Source organism: Terrabacter sp. FW104-15G4B (assembly GCF_058790095.1).
In genome coordinates this window covers 1-18,966 of record NZ_JBYTCI010000015.1, presented here as the reverse complement: position 1 = coordinate 18,966, position 18,966 = coordinate 1, and the positions used below count along the sequence as shown (strand labels likewise).

The window sequence follows — 18,966 nt, the reverse complement described above, 5'->3', positions numbered from 1 at the left end:
CGGTCGTCGACCGGAAACGGAGCTGGTCATGAGCGCCCTGCACACCGAGGCCTTCGCCCTTCCCGACCACCTGGCCGCCAAGGCCGACCCGTCCTTGATCGAGGACGACGAGCGCCACTTCGCGGCGATCGCGCAGTGCCTGGAGGACACCCTCGCGGACCTGACGCAACGTCTCGATGCCGCGCGTCAACGGCCGGCGCGCGCGGGACAGCAGGCCCTCGAGCGCGACCAGGAGGTCCACCGTCTCGGCGCCCGCCTGCGCACGCTGCGCCGGTTCGGTCTCGACCTGTGCCTCGGCCGCATGGTCGCCGACGACGGGCACGTCGGCATGGGCACCCACGAGCGCGTCTACGTCGGTCGGCTGGGCCTGAGCGACGAGACCGGACGGCGGCTGCTCGTGGACTGGCGCTCCCCCGCCGCCGAGCCGTTCTTCGGCGCCACGCACGCCGACCCGATGGGCCTGGCGAGCCGGCGCCGCTACCGATGGAGCGGTGGTCGGGTCGCCGACTACTGGGACGAGGTGTTCACACCGGACAGCCTGCAGGGCAGCGCCGCCCTCGACGACCAGTCCGCCTTCATCGCGAGCCTCGGCGCGAGCCGATCCGCCCGCATGCAGGACGTGCTCGCGACGATCCAGGCCGACCAGGACGCCATCATCCGCGCCGGCTCGCGCGGCGCCCTCGTGGTCGACGGCGGCCCGGGCACGGGCAAGACGGTCGTCGCCCTGCACCGCACGGCATACCTGCTCTACTCCGACCCGCGCCTCGGTCACCGCCGCGGCGGCGTGCTCTTCGTCGGACCGCACGAGCCGTACCTCGCCTACGTCTCGGACGTGCTGCCCGCCCTGGGCGAGGAGGGGGTCCAGACGTGCACGCTGCGCGACCTGCTGCCCCAAGGTGCCTGCGCCGGGGTGGAGGCCGACCCGCAGGTGGCACGGCTCAAGGCCACGGTCGACCTCGTGCGTGCCGTGGAACCTGCCGTGGCGCTCTACGAGGAGCCGCCGGAGCAGGGCATGGAGGTCGTGACCCCGTGGGCGGAGGTCTGGCTCTCGGCGGAGGACTGGGCCGACGCGTTCGCGGCCGGGCGCGACACCCCGCACAACGAGGCCCGTGACGACGTCTGGGAGGCCCTGCTCGCGATCCTCGTCGAGCGCCACGACCTCGACTCCGGGTTCGACGAGGACGGCCTGGATGTTGCACAGGAGACGACACCCGAGATGGTGCGTGGCTCCCTGGAGCGCAACAGGGAGCTCCGCGCCGCCTTCGACCGGGCCTGGCCGATCCTCGATCCCGAGGACCTGGTCGGCGACCTGTGGACGGTGCCGGCCTACCTGTGCCGGTGTGCGCCCGGGCTCACCGTCGAGGAGGTTCGCCGGCTCCAGCGCCCAGACCCGGCCGCCTGGACCGTCTCGGACCTGCCGGTGCTCGACGCTGCCCGACGGCGGCTCGGCGATCCGGAGGCGTCAGCACGCAGGCGCAGGCGCGAGGTCGCGCTGACAGCCGCCGAGGAGGAGATGTCCACGGTGGTCGAGCACCTGGTGGCCACCGACGACTCGGACCTGCAGGTCATGTCGATGCTGCGGGGGCAGGACCTGCGTGGCGCGCTCGTGGACGAGTCGGCCGAGCCCGAGCCCGACCCGGACCTGCTCGCCGGTCCGTTCGCCCACGTCGTCGTGGACGAGGCCCAGGAACTGACCGACGCGGAGTGGCAGATGCTGCTCGGCCGCTGCCCGTCGCGCAGCCTCACCATCGTCGGCGACCGAGCGCAGGCGCGGGACGGGTTCGCCGAGAGCTGGGAGGACCGCCTCGGGCGGGTCGGGCTCGAGCAGGTCGCGCGGGCCGGCCTGACCATCAACTATCGCACCCCGGAGGAGGTCATGGCGTACGCCGAACCTGTCATCCGGGAGGTCCTGCCCGAGGCCAACGTGCCCACGTCGGTGCACCACAGCGGTCACCCGGTGCTGCACGGCGCCCGGTCGGACCTCCCCAGGGTCCTGGGCGGCTGGCTCACGGAGCATCCCGAGGGAGTCGCGTGCGTCATCGGCGACGACGCGGTGCCGGAGTCGCCTCGCGTGCGGTCGCTGACGCCCCAGTTGGCCAAGGGCCTCGAGTTCGACCTGGTCGTGCTCCTCGACCCCGACACGTGGGGCGCCGGCGCGGACGGCCAGGGCGGCATGGACAGCGGCATCGAGCCCGCCGTCGACCGCTACGTCGCGATGACGCGGGCCACCCAACAGCTCGTCGTGCTCACGAGCGCCTGAGGTCGATGACCGCCGCCCTCAGGTGAGGTCGCGTGAGCCCTCTGCCGCGAGGGCGGCCACGGCCGCGGCGAGCGCCGGGCGGTCGGTCATGGTGCGACGCCACACGAGGCTGACGGTCCGCTTCGACACCGGATCGACGATGGGGACGGCGACGACCCCCGCGGGCAGGGGCCTACGCCCAGTCGGGGGACCAGGGCGATGGCCTCGCCCTCGGCGACGAGCGCCACATGCGTGGCGAAATCGAGCGCCACGTGCGCGATACGCGGCGCCCGGCCGACGTCGGAGTACATCTTCTGCAGCCACTGGTGGCAGATGGAACCAGGAGCGACGCTGGCCCAGGCCTCGCCGAGGACGTCGGCGACGCCGATCCTGGACCGATCAGCGAGCGGGTGGTCCTGGTGCACGAGGACGTCAGCGCGCTCGCGTCCGAGGTCGCGCACCTCGAGGTGGTCGGGGATCGCGAGCGGGATCGGCTCCCAGTTGTGCACGAGGGCGAGGTCGTGCGAGCCGGATGCCACCGCGTCGACCGCTTCCCACGGGTCGATCTCGTCGGGTCGCAGCACGACGTGCGGGGTGTCCGCGCGCAGGCGCCCGATGGCACCGACGACGATTCCGCGGTAGGCGGTCGCGAACCTCGCCAGCCGCACCGTGCCGACCGCCTCGCCGCTCACTGCGTGCAGGCGTGACTCGAGCCGCTCGAGGTGTGAGAGCAGCTCGCGAGCGGACTCCGAGAGCGTACGGCCTGCCTCGGTGAGCAGCACCCCGCGGCCCTGGCGCTCGAGCAGCCGCACCCCGGTCTGCCTCTCGAGCCGCTTGATCTGCTGCGACACCGGTGTAGTCGCCTTGGGCGAGCGACCCAACACGCTCGAGCTCGTCGGCGGATCGGTGCTGCTCGCCGGGGTCGCGGTCGCGGTGCTGCGGCGTCGGGGCGGGGCCGCGACGGCGCTGCACGGCGACGGGTCAGTCGTGGTCACCGTCGACGTAGAGCCAGCGCCCGGCTCGCCGCTCGAACCTGCTGAGCTCGTGCAGCCGACCCCCAGTGCTCCTGGCGCCCGCTGACCCGGCCCACGTCGCGACGAACTCGACGAGGCCCTCGTCGTCGTCGGCGCGGCCGCGCTCGGTCCGCACCAGCTCCAGACGGGTCCACCGTGTCCCGGTGTCGAGCTCGACGCCCTCCGGCCGGGTGCGCGGGTGCCAGGTGCGCAGCAGGTGTGCCTCGTCCCCCACGGCGAACGCGGTGTAGCGCGAGCGCATCAGCTCCTCGGCCGTCTGCGCCGAGCGCTCCGCGCGAAGGAGCGGACCGCAGCACCCGGCATACGCCATCGCACTGCCGCACGGACACGCTGCCGGTGCGGAAGCCCCGAAGGCACCGCTCACGAGCGTTTGCGCTGCGCCTCGCGGGCCGGCCACGGGGCGTCGTGCGGGCGCAGCGTCGACCAGCCACGGGCGCGGGAGAGGCCCGCGCTGAGCAGTCCGACCAGGGTGGCCGAGTTGCTGATCTGCCCGGCGAGCGCCGCGTCGACGGCGTCGTCGAGCGGCACCCACAGCGGCCGGATGTCGAGCTCCTCCGCGGTGCGCTCGTGCGCGTCTGCCTCGGCCACGTCGTGCAGGTCCCGCGCGAGGAAGATGCGTACCGTCTCGGGGAAGGCACCGGGCGACGTGACGTCATCGGCCAGCACGTGCCACTGGTCGGCGATGAGGTCGACCTCCTCGGCCAGCTCGCGGGCCGCAGCGCGCGACGGCGCCTCGCCGTCGACGTCGAGCAGCCCGGCAGGGAGCTCCCACACGTGCCCGCCGCTGGCGTGGCGGTACTGGTGGATCATGAGGACGTGTTCGACCCCGTCGAGCTCGCGCAGGGCGAGCACGGCGACGGCGCCGGGGTGGGCCACGAAGTCACGTGTGACGACGCCCCCGTCGCCGAGGTCCACGCGATCACGCACGACGTCGAAGATGATGCCCTCGAAGGGCGTGGTGGACTCGAGGACCGGCGCGGCGGTCCAGTCCTCGACGAGGTCGGCTCGGGTGCCGCGCTGCGCATCCAGGCTCACGGGCGGCTCAGGCGTCGTCTGACGAGGACCGCGAGTCGGACGCCGACACGGAGACGTACTGGTCGTGCCGGGTCCGCTCTGGGGACTCGTGCTCAGCCTGGCCGGCATCGACGGCCGCGCGGTGGCGCTCGACCTCGACGAGCCGCTCGCTGCGCTGGCGCTCCAGTGCCGCGCCCACGAGACCCGCGAAGAGCGGGTGGGCGCGGTTGGGACGCGACAGGAACTCGGGGTGCGCCTGCGTCGACACGTAGTAGGGGTGGACGTCCCGCGGCAGCTCGACGAACTCGACGAGCATGCCGTCGGGCGACGTGCCGGAGAAGACGAGACCCGCCGTCTCGAGGTCGGCCCGGTAGGCGTTGTTCACCTCGTAGCGGTGGCGGTGGCGCTCCTGCACCTGGGCCGCGCCGTAGGCCTCACGGATGACGCTGCCCTCCTCGAGAGCCGCCGGGTAGAGACCCAGGCGCATGGTGCCACCGAGGTCGCCCGCTCCCTCGACGAACGCCTTCTGCTCCTCCATCGTCGCGATGACCGGGTGCGCCGTCTCGGGGTCGAACTCCGTCGAGCTGGCGTCACGGTTGCCGAGCACCTCACGGGCGTACTCGATCACCATGCACTGCAGGCCGAGGCAGATGCCCAGCGTCGGCACCTGCTTCTCGCGGGCCCACGTCAGCGCCCCGAGCTTGCCCTCGATGCCGCGGACACCGAACCCGCCCGGCACGAGGACGGCGTCGACGCCGCCGAGCGCCTTCTGGGCGCCTGCCGGGGTCTGGCACTCGTCGCTGGCGACCCAGCGGATCTTGACCCTGGCGTCGTGGTGGAAGCCACCGGCGCGCAGTGCCTCCGTGACCGAGAGGTAGGCGTCGGGCAGGTCGATGTACTTGCCGACGAGCGCGATCTCGATGGCGTGCTCCGGATCGTGGACGCGCTGGAGCAGCTGATCCCACTCGGTCCAGTCGACGTCGCGGAACTTCAGGCCGAGGCGCCGGATGACGTAGGCGTCGAGGCCCTCGCGGTGCAGCACCTTGGGGATGTCGTAGATGCTCGGCGCGTCGACGCATGCGGCGACCGCCGTCACGTCGACATCGCACATGAGCGAGATCTTGCGCTTGATCCCGTCGGGGATCTCTCGGTCTGCACGCAGGACCAGCCCGTCAGGCTGGACGCCGACCTGGCGCAGGGCGGCGACCGAGTGCTGGGTCGGCTTCGTCTTCAGCTCACCGCTCGGTGCGAGGTAGGGCACGAGCGAGACGTGCAGGAAGAAGCTGTTGTCGCGGCCGATGAGGTGACGCACCTGGCGGGCCGCCTCGAGGAACGGCAGCGACTCGATGTCGCCGACGGTGCCGCCGATCTCGGTGATGATGACGTCCGGGGCGTCCGGACCTCCGGTGGCGAGGGCGCGCATCCGGGCGACGATCTCGTTGGTGATGTGCGGGATGACCTGGACGGTGTCGCCGAGGTACTCGCCGCGGCGCTCCTTGGCGATGACGTTGTTGTAGACCTGCCCGGTCGTCACGTTGGCGCTGCCGACGAGGTTCACGTCGAGGAAGCGCTCGTAGTGCCCGACGTCGAGGTCGGTCTCGGCCCCGTCGTCGGTCACGAAGACCTCGCCGTGCTGGAACGGGTTCATCGTCCCTGGGTCGACGTTGATGTAGGGGTCGAGCTTCTGCATCGTGACCCGCAGGCCCCGCGATCTGAGAAGTCGTCCGAGGCTCGAGGCGGTCAAGCCCTTGCCGAGAGAAGAGGCCACGCCTCCGGTCACAAAGATGTGCTTCGTCGTTTCCGCCACGGGCTTTAAGTCTACGTCATGCCGAGCAGGTCGCGGCGTACCGCGTCGCCCATCGGCGTGCCTCGTCCTCGGGGGTGGGCCATGAGGCCGCCACAGACCTCGCGTCAGCGGCACGTCGGCGCCGCTCGGCGGGGTCTGCGAGCAGCTGGTCCACGTGCGCAGCGACCGCAGCCGGATCACCAACTGGCACAAGAATTCCGGCGTCGCCGACGAGCTCGGGAAGCCCGCCGGTGCGGGTTGCCACGACGGGGACCCCGGCTGCCATCGCCTCCTGCACGACGAGGGCCCGGGCCTCCCACCGGCTGGTGAGCACGAACGCGTCCGCCGCACGGAGCCACTGGGTCACGTCGGGGCGGGCGCCCAGGAAGCGGACCACGCTCCCGCGCCCGGCGCCGTCACGGTTGCGTATGCCGTGTGCCTCCTGCTCGAGACGCGCGCGCAGCCGCTCGTCGCCGGCGCCGATGACGACCCAGGTGGCTGGGGTCCGGGCGAGGTTGGCGGCGTGCACCAGCACCGGCAGGTCCTTCTGGGGGGCGATCCTCGAGACGGTGAGCACGAGCGGCCGGTCGGTGGGAGCACCGGCAGCCGCGAGCAGGCGCTCACGCTCGGCGCGCTCGAGACGCGTCGAGGCGAGCAGGCCGCTGACCGCTGGCGACGGCACGAGCGCCAGCTCGGTCCGGCGCGCCCCCAGGGAGGCCGCCAGCTCGACGAGGTCTGTGCTGGCGCCGGTGACGAGCTCGGCACGGCGCAGCGCCCAGCCAACGGCTCGGTGCCCGGCGGCCGCGAGTGCCCGCCCGGTGACCCAGGAGGCGCGGGGCGGAAGGTCGTTGTGGAGCGAGACGACGAGGCGAGGGCGCGGCTTGGCGCGGGCCACGGCGACGGCAGCCACGACCGCCGCCTGGTGCCCGTGCGCATGGACGATGTCGACGGTTCCGGCCAGGCGCATGATGCGGTGCCAGTCGACCAGGCCCCGCGGGGCCTGCAGGCCACCGTGGACCGGCCACAGCACGTGGGCGTCGGACCAGCCGAAGGACTCGGCGGTCGACGTCGCGGTGGCCAGCTCGACGACGTGCCCGTCGGCCCTCAGGCCGGACGTCAGGCTGTCGACGTGCGCCCCTACTCCCCCGGTGGCACGGCCGAGGACCATCAGGACTTTCATGAGGGCACCTGCACCGCTGGGTCCGCCGGGTCCGCGGAGGCCCGCCGACGCGCCAGCCGCCGGGCGATGGACGGGTCGATCGCGAGGGCGAGACCCAGCATGACGACGAGGGCGAGGAGGCCGGCGCCGGCACCGACGAAGACGGTCGAGCCCATGGACTGACCGACGCTCCGCAGGGACAGCCACGAGGCCAGGCCGCGCCCGGCCAGCGCCCCCGCCACGGATCCCGTGACGGCCGCCACGACGGGCCGCGGCGGCAGGCTCAGCGCGTGCCAGCCCCACGTGCGCCCGACGAGCACGACGAGCAGCACCGCGCCGAGCGCTAGACCGGCGCTCGAGCCCGCGGCGAGGGCGCGCAGCGTTTCAGGGCCACCGGCGCCGGAGGGGTCGAGGACGACGAGCGGCAGCACGACGGTGGCGAGCCAGCCCGTCGCGGCGAGGCCTCCGGCGACGAGGGCCGCGCCACGCACGTAGGAGGCGCGCGTCAGCAGCCCGACGACACCGAGCGCTATGACCGAGGGCGCGAAGAGCGTCACGGCATCGCCCATCGTCGCCAGGGTCTCGAGCGACGAATCCGACCCGGACCCGGCGTCGAGCGAGGCGAAGAAGGCGCCCACCGGTACCGCGACGGCGACCAGGAGCGCGGCGCCGAAGAGCGATGCCAGCAACGTCGCCAGCCACGCCCGGCGAAGGGTGCCCGCCGCGGCGTCCACGTCCTTGACGCCTTCCGACGGCTGGTCCGCGGCATGGGCACCCGCCAGGGAGGGGAACGCCGCGGTGGCCAGCGGAACGGCCAGGACGGCATACGGCAGGAGGGTGACCGCCTGGGCGTAGGTGTAGACGTTCAGGGTGCCGGCCCCGCCTCGGTCGTTGGCGAGGCGGATGACGACGAGGGTCGCCAGCTGCTGGCCGGCGACGGCGAGCAGGCCCGACAGCGCCAGCACCCGGACGCGGCGCCCGACCCCTTCAGGGAAGCGCAGGGCCGGACGGAGCCGGATGCCGGCTCGGCGCACCGGCAGGACCAGCGGCAGGGCCAGGGCCAGCACGCCGAGGGTCGTGCCCACGCCGAGGACGAGGAGCGCCGTGGGCGGGACCCCGTCGACCGGCGCCGTCGGGTCCGGCACCAGCGGGCGGTAGGCGAGGTAGGCCGCGATGACGACGACGCTCGAGAGCAGGGGCGCCAGGGCGGCGCCGACGAAGCGGTGGTGCGCCTGCAGGACACCGGCCAGCACGATGGCCACCCCGTAGAGCGGTATCTGGACCGCGAAGACGCGCAGCAGCTGGGCGCCGAGCTCGACCTCCCCGCCGCACCCCGTGCCGAGCAGCGCCTCGGCGATGGGGCGCGCCGCAAGGGCGACGACCGCACCGAGCGGGACGAGGACCACGGCCGCCCACGTGAGCAACGCCGACGCCGTCGCGTCGGCGTGGTCGGTCCGCCCTCGAGCGAGGGCGGTTGCGACCAGTGGCACCGCGACAGCCGCGAGGACACCGCCGGCCGCGATCTCGAAGAGCACATTGGGCACGGCGTTGACCGACTGGTAGACGCTGCCGACACATGTGGCGCCGACGGAGTGCGAGAAGGCGAACCACCGTCCGAAGCCGACGATGCGCGCGAGCAGGGTGATGGCCGCGATGGTGCCCGCGGCCGCGAGCAGGCCGGGTCGGGACGGCTGCCCTCGGCGTCGGGCCTCGTCGCTCATCGAGGCTCCCGACCCCACTCGTCAAGCCGGCGCAGGACGGCGTTGCCCTCGATGACGCGGGTGAAGCTGACCCGCTCCGAGGCGAGCGTGAGTGCGGCCAGACCCGCGAGCGCCACGGCCCGTCCGACCGGCCCGGTGCGCTCGACGAGCGCGAGCCCGAGCAGTGCCCCGGCAGCGTTGGCCCCGGTGTCGCCGAGCATGGCGGTCGCTGCCAGGTCGTGGCGCACGACCCCGAGGGACGAGCCCACCGCCACCGCCGCCGGGAGGCCGGCCGTCACACCGACGGTGAGGGGGACGCCGGCCGCGACGGCAACCTTGAGGGCCCGGCCCGGGCGCAGGTCGAAGAGGTTGACGGCGTTGGCCGCGCCCGCGACGACGGCGCCGCCGAGCAGGGTCGGGAGCGCGGTGGAGAGCAGGCCGGCCCGGTTGCCTCGGTGCCCGTCGGACCGCTGGTGGGCGTCGGACAGTGCCGCGCCGAGCAGACCGATGAGCCCCAGACCGACGACCTTCACGGCCCCGGTGGTGACCTCCCCGCGCCCGAGTGCCGCCAGGTGACCCTTGAGCCCCTTGTCGGAGCCGCCCCCGGCAAGGTCGTCGAGGGCGCCCAGGGCACCGGTCGCGAGCGCCACGACGACCGTCGCGACCCCGGAGCCGTGCGTCGCCTGACCGGTACGGCGCGAGACTGCGGCCGCGCCGGCCGCGCCGAGGAGGGCCCCGCCGACCCAGGCGGGTCCCTCGAGGAGGGTGACGGTGCGTCCGGCGTGGTTGGTGCGCTCGAAGGGCGCGCGCGCGGCCGACGGCATACGGGATCGGCCCAGGTGCAGCAGGACCGCGGATGCGACGGTCGACCCGGCCACAGCCGTGAGCCGTGCTGTCGCGCCGAGGCGCCGGCGGGCTCGCCCCCACGTCACGGCAGGACCCGCGGCACGGTGGCGGTGGCCCCGGCCTCGACGCCGTAGTGCCCGATCCGCTCGTCGAGGGCACCTTCGACGGCGAGGACGACGGTGGCCGGGCCGTTGCCCGCGCGGGCGTGGTCCACCGTCGCGGCGAGGCCCGCCGTCTCGGACTTCTCGCGGACGGCCTGCACGGCGTTCGACGTAACCGGTTGCCCCGCCGCTGCGACGGCCTCGCCGCCTGCCACGACGGTGGCGTGGGACGAGCCCGAGAGCGCTGTCACGAGGGCGCGAACGGCGTCCGACCGCGCGGTGACCACGGGCTCGGTGCCGGCGTAGTCACCCGACACGACGAGGGCGACGTCGGCTGGCGGCAGGTCGGCGTTGGAGGTGTCGACCAGGTCCGCGTCACTCAGTGCCTTGAGTGCAGTGGTGCGCTGCGCCGAGGTGGTGGTGGCGGTCGTCGACACGGCGAGATCGGTCAGCACCTCGACGAGCAGCGCGTCCCCGGTGGCCGTCGAGCGAAGGCCGAGCGCGGTCGCGGCCGCGCTCGCAGCCTCCGCACGATCGGACTCCCGACTCGGGTCGAACCAGTCCTGGCTCAGCTTGAGGGTGCCGGTCAGCGCCGCACCGCTCTGGGTCACGACCCCCTCGAGGTTGGAGACCATCGTGCCGTCGGCCGAGGGCATCACGACGATGGCCACACGGTGACCGACCAGCCGGCCGCGCACGACGCGCTCCTGCACCGCTGTCGCGTACTGGTCCGATGCGTCGACGACCTTCTCGCTCGTGGTCAGCTTGTCGTTCAGGGCTTGCTTCTCGGTGCGCAGGGCCGCCACCTGGTCGCCCAGCTGGTCGCCGAGGTTGGCCTGGAGGGGCCCTGCACCGAGCACGATGCCGACCGCGAGCGCCAGGAAGACGGAGATGATGGAGACCAGGTGGTAGCGGAAGTCGATCACGAGGCGATCCCGACGAATGCGGTCCAGAGGTCGTCCCAGCGGGCGGCGAAGACCTGCAGCCACACCTGTCCTGCCGGAGTCGAGGCCAGGGCCGCGACGAAGGCCAGCAGGCCGACGAGGAGCATCGTGACGAGCAGCCGCCCGGGTAGACGCGCCCGGTAGAGCTGGCTGACGCCCTTGGCGTCGACGAGCTTGCCGCCCACCCTGAGCCGGGTCAGGAAGGTGGACGCCTGGCCGTCTCGACCCTTGTCGAGGAACTCCACCAGCGTGACGTGCGTGCCGACGGCGACGATGAGCTCGGCGCCCGAGTCGTCGGCCAGCAGCATTGCGACGTCCTCGCTCGTCCCGGCCGCCGGGAACACCACCGGTGCGATGTCCAGGGCCTCGACGCGCGCCAGGCCCGGCGCGCGCCCGTCACGATAGGCATGCACCACGATCTCGGCGCCGCAGCGCAGGGCCCGGTCGGAGACGGAGTCCATGTCGCCGACGATGAGGTCCGGCTTGTGGCCGGACTCGAGGATGGCGTCCGCGCCGCCGTCGACGCCGATGAGGATCGGGCGGTACTCACGGATGTAGGGCCGGAGCGCCTCGAGGTCCTCTCGATAGTGGTAGCCGCGCACGACGATGAGGCAGTGCCGCCCTTCGATCTCGGTGGTGATTGGCGGCACGCCGATGCCGTCGAGGAGCAGGTCGCGCTCCTTGCGGATGTACTCCATCGTGTTGGTCGCGAAGGCCTCGATCTGGACGGCGAGCCCCGCCCGCGCCTCGTGCATCCGGGCCTGCACCGACTCGGCGTCGAGACGGGTGCCCGTCGCGACGAGGCGTTCCTCGAGCCACAGGTCGGCGCCGTCGAGCCGCACGCGCTGGCCGTCTGTCAGGGCCATGGCGTCCGGGCCGGCTGCGTCGAGCACCGGGATGCCGGCGTCCACCAGGATCTGGGGTCCGAGGTTGGGGTAGCGGCCGGTGATCGAGGCGCTGGCGTTGACCACGGCGGCCGGGCGCGCCGACACGAGTGCGTCGGCGCTGACCTTGTCGAGGTCGGCGTGGTCGATCACCGCGACGTCTCCCGGCTGCAGGCGCTTGGTCAGGCGCTTCGTGCGGCGGTCCACGCGCGCCGGGCCCGCGACGCCGGGGCCGGTGTCGCGAGGATGTGCGCGGCGGCGGATGGGGAGGGCCATGATGGCCTCAATCGTGCCACGTCGCGTGCTCAGTGAGCCCAGCGGCCGGCGCGGCGCCGAGGCCGGTCGCCCCCGCGCCGGCGAGGACGCGAGCCGCCCGGGCGTCAGAGGCCAGCCCCGCTGCGAGCCTCGCTGGGAGTGCCGTTGCGACGTCCCCCGCGAGCACCGCCCCTGGGGCTCTTGGGGCGGGCCACGCTGAGCACCGTGTCGGACCGGACGCCTGCCGTCTGCTCCAGCAGGTCGCCGGCGTGCGCAAGTCCGGCCTGCGAGTCCGGGTCGCCGCCCATCATCCGGGACAGCTCGCGCAGCCGCGCCTCGCCCTCCACCACGGAGACGCTGCTGGAGGTGATCCGACCGTCGTCGGCCTTGTGCACCACGAGGTGACGGTCGGCGAACGCCGCGACCTGCGCCAGGTGCGTGACGACGATGACTTGCGCGTGCTGGGCCAGGGCCGCGAGGCGGGCGCCGACGTCGAGAGCCGCGCGGCCGCCGACCCCGGCGTCGACCTCGTCGAAGACGAAGGTGGGTGGCCCGCCCGCGGAGTCACCGGACGGGCTGCGCGAGCCGACGACCTCGAGTGCGAGCATCACCCGGGAGAGCTCGCCGCCCGAGGCTGCGCGAGCGACGCTGCGGGGGGTGGCTCCCGGGTTGGCGGCCAGCAGGATCTCGACCTCGTCGATCCCGTGCCGCGACAGTCGTACCTGGTCGCCGTCGGGAAGGGTGACGCCCTCGGGGTCGGCGCGCCGTCGGACCTCGACGTGCACGACGGCCTTGCCCATCGCCAGGTGGGAGAGCTCCTCGGACACCCGGGCGCCGAAGTCGTCCCCGGCAGCGCGGCGGGCGTCGGACAGCGCGACGGCGTCCGCGACGACGGACGTCCTTAGCTCGGCGACCTCGGCGCCGAGCCGCTCGACCCGGTCGTCGGCAGTCACCAGCTCGTCGAGCCGGGCCGCTCCCCGACCGGACCACTCGAGCACCTCGTCGACGGTCTCGCCGTACTTGCGGGTGAGGACGCCGAGCGCCGCCCGGCGTTCCTGGACGTAGCCGAGGCGCCCGGGGTCGAGGTCGACGTCCTCGAGATATGCCGTGAGGTCGGCCGACAGGTCCGTGACGAGGGTGCCGACCTCGTGCAGTCGCTCGTCGAGGCCAGCGAGCGCCTGGTCGTGGGCGCTCGCCGTGGCCAGCGCCCCGCGAGCCGACCCGACCAGGTCACGAACGTTGGGACTGGGCTCCGCGGCATACTCGTCACCGCTGAGGTGCGAGAGGGCCTGCGCCGCGGCCAGCCGGAGGGTGTCGGCGTGCGCGAGGCGCTCGTCCTCGGCGCGCAGCGCTGCGTCCTCCCCCGGCTGTGGGTCGACTGCCTCGATCTCCTCGAGGGAGGCCGTCAGGGAGTCGATCTCACGGGCGCGCTCCCGCGCCTCGGAGACGAGGCGTTCGTGCTCGCGCGCGGACTCTCGCCAGCGGTCGTAGAGCTCGCCGACCCGGTTACGCAGGGCGGCGAGCTCCGAGCCGCCGAAGTCGTCCAGGACGGCGCGGTGGGCGTCGCCCTGCTTGAGGCGCCACTGGTCGGCCTGGCCGTGGACGGCCACGAGCATCTGCCCGAGCTCGGCCAGCACGGAGACGGGCGCCGTGCGGCCGCCGACGTGGGCGCGCGACCGGCCGGCCGCGGCGATCGTACGGGCGAGGACGAGCTCGCCGTCCTCGTGGTCCGCCCCGGCCTCGTCGGCACGCACGAGGGCCGGGTGGTCGAGCGGCAGCTGCACGACGCCCTCGACGAGCGCGGCGTCCGAACCGGTGCGCACGAGTCCGGAGTCGGCCCGTTCGCCGAGCAGCAGGCCGAGGCCAGAGACGACCATGGTCTTGCCGGCGCCCGTCTCGCCCGTGAGGACGTTGAGGCCCGGGCTGAGGTCGAGGACGGCGTCGTCGATGACCCCGACGCCGCGAATCCTCATCTGGCTGAACACGGCACCACCTTAGGGCCGGGCACGCTCACCAGCGACGAGGTCGTCCACCGCGGCTCTGTCGCCGTTGCCTCGCCAGCCCTCGACGGACAGGTTGAACTTGGCGACGAGCCGGTCGGCGAAGGGGGCGCTCGTGAGGCGGGCCAGCCGCAGGGGGCGCACGCCACGGCGGACCTCGATGCGCGCGCCCGGTGGGAGGTCGACGTGCCGGCGACCGTCGCACCACATGACCCCCGACCCCTCGGTCGCCGCCTTGATCTCGACGGCCAGGTGGGTGTCCGGCCCCAGCACCAGGGGCCGGGCGAAGAGGGCGTGCGCGGCGCTCGGAACCAGGAGCATCGCCTCGACCTGTGGCCAGACGACGGGACCTCCGGCCGAGAACGCATATGCCGTCGAGCCGGTGGGGGTGGAGACGATGACGCCGTCGCAGCCCCAGCTCGACAGGGGACGGCCGTCGACCTCGACGGTGACCTCGAGCATTCGTTCCCTCGAGGCCTTCTCGACGCTGACCTCGTTGAGCGCCCAGCTGGTGGCGATGAGGTCGCCGTGCAGCTTCGCGTCGACGTGCAGGGTCATGCGCTCCTCGACGGCGTAGTCGTTGCGAGCGATGTGCTCGACCGTCGCGTCGAGGTCGTCGCGCTCGGCCTCCGCGAGGAAGCCGACGTGACCCAGGTTGACGCCCAGGAGGGGCACGTCGACGCTGCGGGCGAACTCGGCACCGCGCAGGATGGTGCCGTCGCCGCCGAGCACGACGACGAGGTCGCACCCCTCGGCGACCTGCTCCTCTGCCGAGGAGATGTGCACCCTGGAGCTGTCCTTCAGGTCGAGGGCCTGCGCCTCGTCGGCCTGCAGCGAGACGTCGATCCCGAGGTCGGTGAGGCGCTCGACGACTCCCCTGGCGACCGCCAGCGCCTCAGGACGTCTCGGGTGGGCCACGAGCAGGATCCGGCGCGTCACGGGTCTCCCTCCAGGTCGATGGCCTCCAGCATGTCATCCACCGACGTCGCAGACGCGCCGGGGACCGGGCGGGGCGCCAGCCAGAAGAGGAACTCCCGGTTGCCGTCGGCGCCGGTGATCGGACTGGTGAGGGCGCCCTGCAGGTGGAGCCCCTCTTCGACGACGACCCCCGCGACGTCGCGCAGCACCCGCCGGTGCTCGTGCGGCGAGGTGACCACACCCGTACGGCTGAGCCGTTCGCGCCCGACCTCGAACTGCGGCTTGACGAGCACCACCAGGTCCCCGTCGTCGGTGACGAGCGGGCGCATGGCCGGCAGGGCGATGGTCAGCGAGATGAAGCTGAGGTCGGACACGACGAGGTCGAAACGACCGCCGAGGGATGCGGCGTCGACGTCCCGGATGTTCGTTCCCGGCAGGTCGACGACGCGCGGGTCGGCGGAGATGGAGCCGACGAGCTGGCCGTGACCGACGTCGAGGGCGGTCACGTGTGCGGCGCCTCGCTCGAGGAGGACCTGGGTGAAGCCGCCGGTGCTGGCCCCGACGTCGAGGCAGCGGCGACCCTGCACCGGCACCGGCCAGGTGTCGAGCGCGTGGAGCAGCTTGAGGGCGGCCCGACCGACCCAGCGGTCCGGCTCGCGGGTGAGCTCGAGCGTCGAGCTCTCGGTCACCGGCAGCGCGGGCTTGCTGGCCGTCCGGCCGTCGACGAGCACCGATCCGGCGGTGACGAGCTCACGGGCCTGGGTGCGGGACCTGGCCAGACCCCGGGCGACGAGCTCGACGTCGAGGCGACGGGTCACGCGCCGCCCAGGCCGCCGAGCCGGCTCTGCAGGCTGCGGTGGGCGTGCTCGCCCGACTCGATGCGCTCCGCGAACGAGCCGGCCTGGGAGCGCGCGAGGCGCATCATCGCCTCGTCCACCGCCTCGTCGCCGGTCACCGGCGGCGTGGGCACGGCCTGCAAGGAGTCGTCCGTGGAGTAATCCACGACGTCGTCCGTCGCTGCCAGCTTGTCGTCGCGCTGGGAGTCGTGCTCGCCGAACATGGTGTGCCTCCGTACCGGGTGTGCTGCCGTGGCATCACGCTACCGGGTCAGCCGTCACGCGTTGTCGACCAGCCTGTCGAGGGCCTCGGCGTCACGCCGGAGCCGCTTCCCCGAACCGCCGTCCGCGCGGGCCGCCTGGAGGGCGGCCAACCCTGCCCGCACCACCTGGACGGCGGTGCTGGTGCCCTGCTCGATGACGAGCCCATCGCGCCCGTGTGTGACAACGGCCTCCCCGCACCGCCACCGCGTCCCGCCACCGGTCGCTCCGGCATACGACTGCAGCAGCTCGGCGAGCGACGCGACGACGTACGTCGGGGACGCGTCGGTGGCCAGCAGGTCCGACGGCCGGTCGACGCCGGTCAGCACCCAAGCGGAGTCGATGCCGGTGGCCGACGCACCGATGATGTCGGTGTCGAGCCGGTCCCCGATGGCCAGGGTGCGAGTCGCGCCGGTGCCGAGTCGGTCCATGGCGAGGCGGTAGAGGGGCGGGTGCGGCTTGCCGACGACAGCGGGACGCCGGCCGGACGCTGTTGCCACCAGGTCGACGTATGCCCCGTTGCCCGGCGCCTGCCCCCACGGCACCGGCAGGGTCGCGTCGTCGTTCGTGGCGACCCAGGCGAGGCCTTGGCCCAGCAGCTGGGTCGCGGTCTCGAAGTCCCGCACCGTCAGGTCGTGGCCGAAGCCCTGGAGCACGGCCGAGACGGCGTCGTGCGCTCCCTTGTGCACCGCCGCCGGGGCGACCGCCAGCAAGCCGGCGCGCTCGAGCGCCTGGGCGACGCCCTCCCCACCGAGGGCGAGCACCGGCGCTCCCCTGGGAAGCTCGCCTGCGAGCCGCGCGGCGCCGGCCTGAGCGCTGGACACGACGTCGTTCTCCGACGCGGGTGCGCCGAGCGTCGTGAGGTGGCGGACCACCTCCGAAGGGACGCGTGACGCGTTGTTGGTCGCGTAGACCACGCGTATGCCGCGCGCCACCAGCCGCTGCAGCGACGCCGAGGCGTCAGGTACGGCGTCGTCGCCGCGGTACACCACGCCGTCGAGATCACACACGACCCCGTCGTAGGCCGCGATGAGCGGTTCGTCACTCGCGTCCATCAGCCCTCCTCGCGACGACCCTGATGGCCGACCGGGTCGATCCTGACACGGCCCCGGATCGCCGAGCGGGCCCGGCCCTCGGGAGGGCGGGCCCGTTCGGCATTCGTCCGGACGTCAGTCGTCGAGGTTCGCGTCGTCCTCGTCCTCGTCACCGAGCAGGTCGGTGACGTCGACCCCGTCGAGCTCCTCGAGCCGCTCGGCGGCATCGGTCGTGAGCTCGTGGTCGGCGTCGGCAGCACGCGCGAACCACTCACGCGCCGTGACCAGGTCGCCGGCGGCGAGCTTGGCATCGGCGTAGGCGTAGAACAGCCGTGCGGCCGACGGACGGTTGGGGTTGATCCGCTTGACGAGGTCACTCAGGCCGGCCGCCGCCGCGTCGAGCTGGCCCAGGTCGCGTCGGATCCCCGAGACGACGATGGCGAGCTCCACGCGGTCGTCGATGGCCAGGTTGTTGGCCTCGTCGGTCTGGGCGAGCTCGAGGGCCTTGTCGTGACGGCCAAGAGCGCGCTCGCAGTCGACCATGAGCGGCAAGAGGTGGCTCGATCCGGACAGGCGACGCACCGTCCGGAACTCACCCAGGGCACGAGCCCAGTCCCCCAGCCGGTAGGCCACGAGCCCCAGGGCCTCACGGGCAGCGGGGACTCGTCCTGCGCGTCGCACCGCGGTCTCGGCGTGCGCCAGCGCCGCCTCGGGCTCCACGTCGAGCAGCTCGGCCACCATGACGAGGTGCTGCGCCACGCCCTCCGCGTTCTCCTTCGACAGCGTGCGAAGCTGGCTCTTCACACCGCGGTCGACCTCGTGGCCGGTCACACCCTCGCGGATGGCCGGCTCCGGCTTGCGCGGAGACTTGGGGGTCAGGCGCGGGCCGCCACGGCGCTCCTCCTCCTGGGGCCGTCCGGCACCCCCGCGGGCGCGATCATCGGAGCGATAGCTGCTGCGGTCGCTTCCGCCGCTGGAGCGTCGGTCGTCGGAGCGGTAGCCGCCTCGATCGTCACGGCCGGGCGCGGAGCGTCGGTCGTCCGAGCGGTAGCCGCCGCTGGAGCGTCGGTCGTCAGAGCGGTAGCCGCCGCTGGAGCGTCGGTCGTCAGAGCGGTCGTCAGAGCGGTAGCCACCGCGGTCGCTTCCGCCGCTGGAGCCTCGGTCATCGGAGCGGTAGCCGCCTCGATCGTCACGGCCGGGCGCGGAGCGTCGGTCATCGGAGCGGTAGCCGCCTCGATCGTCACGGCCGGGCGCGGAGCGTCGGTCGTCCGAGCGGTGGCCGCCGCTGGAGCGTCGGTCATCGGAGCGGTAGCCGCCTCGATCGTCACGGCCGGGCGCGGAGCGTCGGTCGTCCGAGCGGTAGCCGCCGCGGTCGCTTCGGCCGCTGGAGCCTCGGTCATCGGAGCGGTAGCCACCTCGATCGTCACGGCCGGGCGCGGAGCGTCGGTCGTCCGAGCGGTGGCCGCCGCTGGAGCGTCGGTCGTCAGAACGGTAGCCGCCGCGGTCGCTTCCGCCGCTGGAGCGTCGGTCGTCAGAACGGTAGCCACCTCGATCGTCGCGGCCGGGCGCGGAGCGTCGGTCGTCAGAGCGGTAACCACCGCGGTCGCTTCCGCCGCTGGAACCTCGGTCGTCCGAGCGGTAGCCACCGCGGTCCGGCGCTCCGGACCTGGGGGAACCAGAGGCCCGGCGAGCACCGTCACCTCGTGCCGGTCCGCGCTGACCGTCTTTGCGGTCGCCGCGCCTGTCGTTGGCGTCCTGGTCACTCATGTTCAGTATCCTTCCGCGCCGACCGTGGTCAGCGCCACCTCTACGTTCGTCGAGCACAAAAGAAAGAGCGCCCCAGTCGGATCAATGAAGTTCCGTCTGGGGCGCTCTGACAAAGTGTGTCCGGCTGCGTCCTACTCTCCCACACCGTCACCAGTGCAGTACCATCGGCGCTGAAGGGCTTAGCTTCC

At 73.3% G+C, this 18,966-nt stretch carries 17 protein-coding genes; 1 reads left to right on the top strand and 16 read right to left on the bottom strand.

From position 1 onward, the window contains the following. Window positions 1-28 precede the first annotated feature (28 nt). Window positions 29-2,260, top strand: a complete 2,232-nt coding sequence (helR, locus tag AC3WRT_RS12875; RefSeq protein ID WP_492722462.1) for an RNA polymerase recycling motor ATPase HelR — start codon at window positions 29-31, stop codon at window positions 2,258-2,260. A gap of 86 nt (window positions 2,261-2,346) precedes the next feature. Here the strand turns inward: helR and AC3WRT_RS12870 are convergent, their stop codons facing one another. The 16 genes from AC3WRT_RS12870 to AC3WRT_RS12795 all read right to left on the bottom strand — a co-directional run bounded on the left by AC3WRT_RS12870 (window position 2,347) and on the right by AC3WRT_RS12795 (window position 18,774). Continuing rightward, entirely contained in the window at window positions 2,347-3,090 is a 744-nt protein-coding gene (locus tag AC3WRT_RS12870; protein ID WP_492722461.1) for a LysR substrate-binding domain-containing protein, read from the bottom strand. 130 nt (window positions 3,091-3,220) lie between these two features. Then, the gene (locus tag AC3WRT_RS12865) at window positions 3,221-3,583 is read right to left on the bottom strand and encodes a YchJ family protein (RefSeq protein ID WP_492722459.1); all 363 of its coding nucleotides are present in this window, start codon (window positions 3,581-3,583) and stop codon (window positions 3,221-3,223) included. A 50-nt stretch (window positions 3,584-3,633) separates the two neighbouring features. Continuing rightward, window positions 3,634-4,308, bottom strand: a complete 675-nt coding sequence (locus AC3WRT_RS12860) for an NUDIX domain-containing protein (RefSeq protein WP_492722457.1) — start codon at window positions 4,306-4,308, stop codon at window positions 3,634-3,636. A 7-nt stretch (window positions 4,309-4,315) separates the two neighbouring features. Next, on the bottom strand, window positions 4,316-6,094 hold the full coding sequence (gene pyrG, locus AC3WRT_RS12855; RefSeq protein WP_492722456.1) for a CTP synthase: 1,779 nt from the start codon (window positions 6,092-6,094) through the stop codon (window positions 4,316-4,318). 16 nt (window positions 6,095-6,110) lie between these two features. Then, window positions 6,111-7,253 carry a glycosyltransferase family 4 protein gene (locus AC3WRT_RS12850; protein ID WP_492722454.1) on the bottom strand — a complete coding sequence of 381 codons (1,143 nt, stop codon included), beginning with the start codon at window positions 7,251-7,253 and terminating at the stop codon, window positions 6,111-6,113. After that, a complete protein-coding gene (gene murJ, locus AC3WRT_RS12845; RefSeq protein ID WP_492722453.1) occupies window positions 7,250-8,953 on the bottom strand; it encodes a murein biosynthesis integral membrane protein MurJ in 1,704 nt (567 codons plus the stop codon). Before murJ ends, AC3WRT_RS12850 begins: the two co-directional genes overlap by 4 nt. Next, entirely contained in the window at window positions 8,950-9,864 is a 915-nt protein-coding gene (locus tag AC3WRT_RS12840; RefSeq protein ID WP_492722451.1) for a hypothetical protein, read from the bottom strand. The genes murJ and AC3WRT_RS12840 overlap by 4 nt, the downstream gene beginning before the upstream one ends. Then, entirely contained in the window at window positions 9,861-10,805 is a 945-nt protein-coding gene (locus AC3WRT_RS12835) for a copper transporter (protein ID WP_492722449.1), read from the bottom strand. The genes AC3WRT_RS12840 and AC3WRT_RS12835 overlap by 4 nt, the downstream gene beginning before the upstream one ends. Beyond that, complete coding sequence (gene steA / locus AC3WRT_RS12830) at window positions 10,802-11,983, bottom strand: putative cytokinetic ring protein SteA (RefSeq protein ID WP_492722447.1); 1,182 nt, start codon at window positions 11,981-11,983, stop codon at window positions 10,802-10,804. The genes AC3WRT_RS12835 and steA overlap by 4 nt, the downstream gene beginning before the upstream one ends. A gap of 104 nt (window positions 11,984-12,087) precedes the next feature. Then, the gene (recN, locus tag AC3WRT_RS12825) at window positions 12,088-13,947 is read right to left on the bottom strand and encodes a DNA repair protein RecN (RefSeq protein WP_492722445.1); all 1,860 of its coding nucleotides are present in this window, start codon (window positions 13,945-13,947) and stop codon (window positions 12,088-12,090) included. A gap of 9 nt (window positions 13,948-13,956) precedes the next feature. Next, window positions 13,957-14,901: an NAD kinase gene (locus AC3WRT_RS12820; protein WP_492722443.1), complete on the bottom strand. Its 945-nt coding sequence runs from the start codon at window positions 14,899-14,901 to the stop codon at window positions 13,957-13,959. Further along, window positions 14,898-15,698, bottom strand: a complete 801-nt coding sequence (locus tag AC3WRT_RS12815; RefSeq protein WP_492722441.1) for a TlyA family RNA methyltransferase — start codon at window positions 15,696-15,698, stop codon at window positions 14,898-14,900. Before AC3WRT_RS12815 ends, AC3WRT_RS12820 begins: the two co-directional genes overlap by 4 nt. Further along, window positions 15,695-15,940 carry a hypothetical protein gene (locus tag AC3WRT_RS12810; protein WP_492722439.1) on the bottom strand — a complete coding sequence of 82 codons (246 nt, stop codon included), beginning with the start codon at window positions 15,938-15,940 and terminating at the stop codon, window positions 15,695-15,697. The genes AC3WRT_RS12815 and AC3WRT_RS12810 overlap by 4 nt, the downstream gene beginning before the upstream one ends. A 54-nt stretch (window positions 15,941-15,994) precedes the next feature. Continuing rightward, on the bottom strand, window positions 15,995-17,032 hold the full coding sequence (locus AC3WRT_RS12805; protein WP_492722437.1) for an HAD-IIA family hydrolase: 1,038 nt from the start codon (window positions 17,030-17,032) through the stop codon (window positions 15,995-15,997). A gap of 114 nt (window positions 17,033-17,146) precedes the next feature. Continuing rightward, a complete protein-coding gene (locus tag AC3WRT_RS12800) occupies window positions 17,147-17,842 on the bottom strand; it encodes a tetratricopeptide repeat protein (protein ID WP_492722435.1) in 696 nt (231 codons plus the stop codon). A gap of 44 nt (window positions 17,843-17,886) precedes the next feature. Next, the gene (locus tag AC3WRT_RS12795; protein WP_492722433.1) at window positions 17,887-18,774 is read right to left on the bottom strand and encodes a hypothetical protein; all 888 of its coding nucleotides are present in this window, start codon (window positions 18,772-18,774) and stop codon (window positions 17,887-17,889) included. Between the last annotated feature and the right edge of the window lie 192 nt (window positions 18,775-18,966).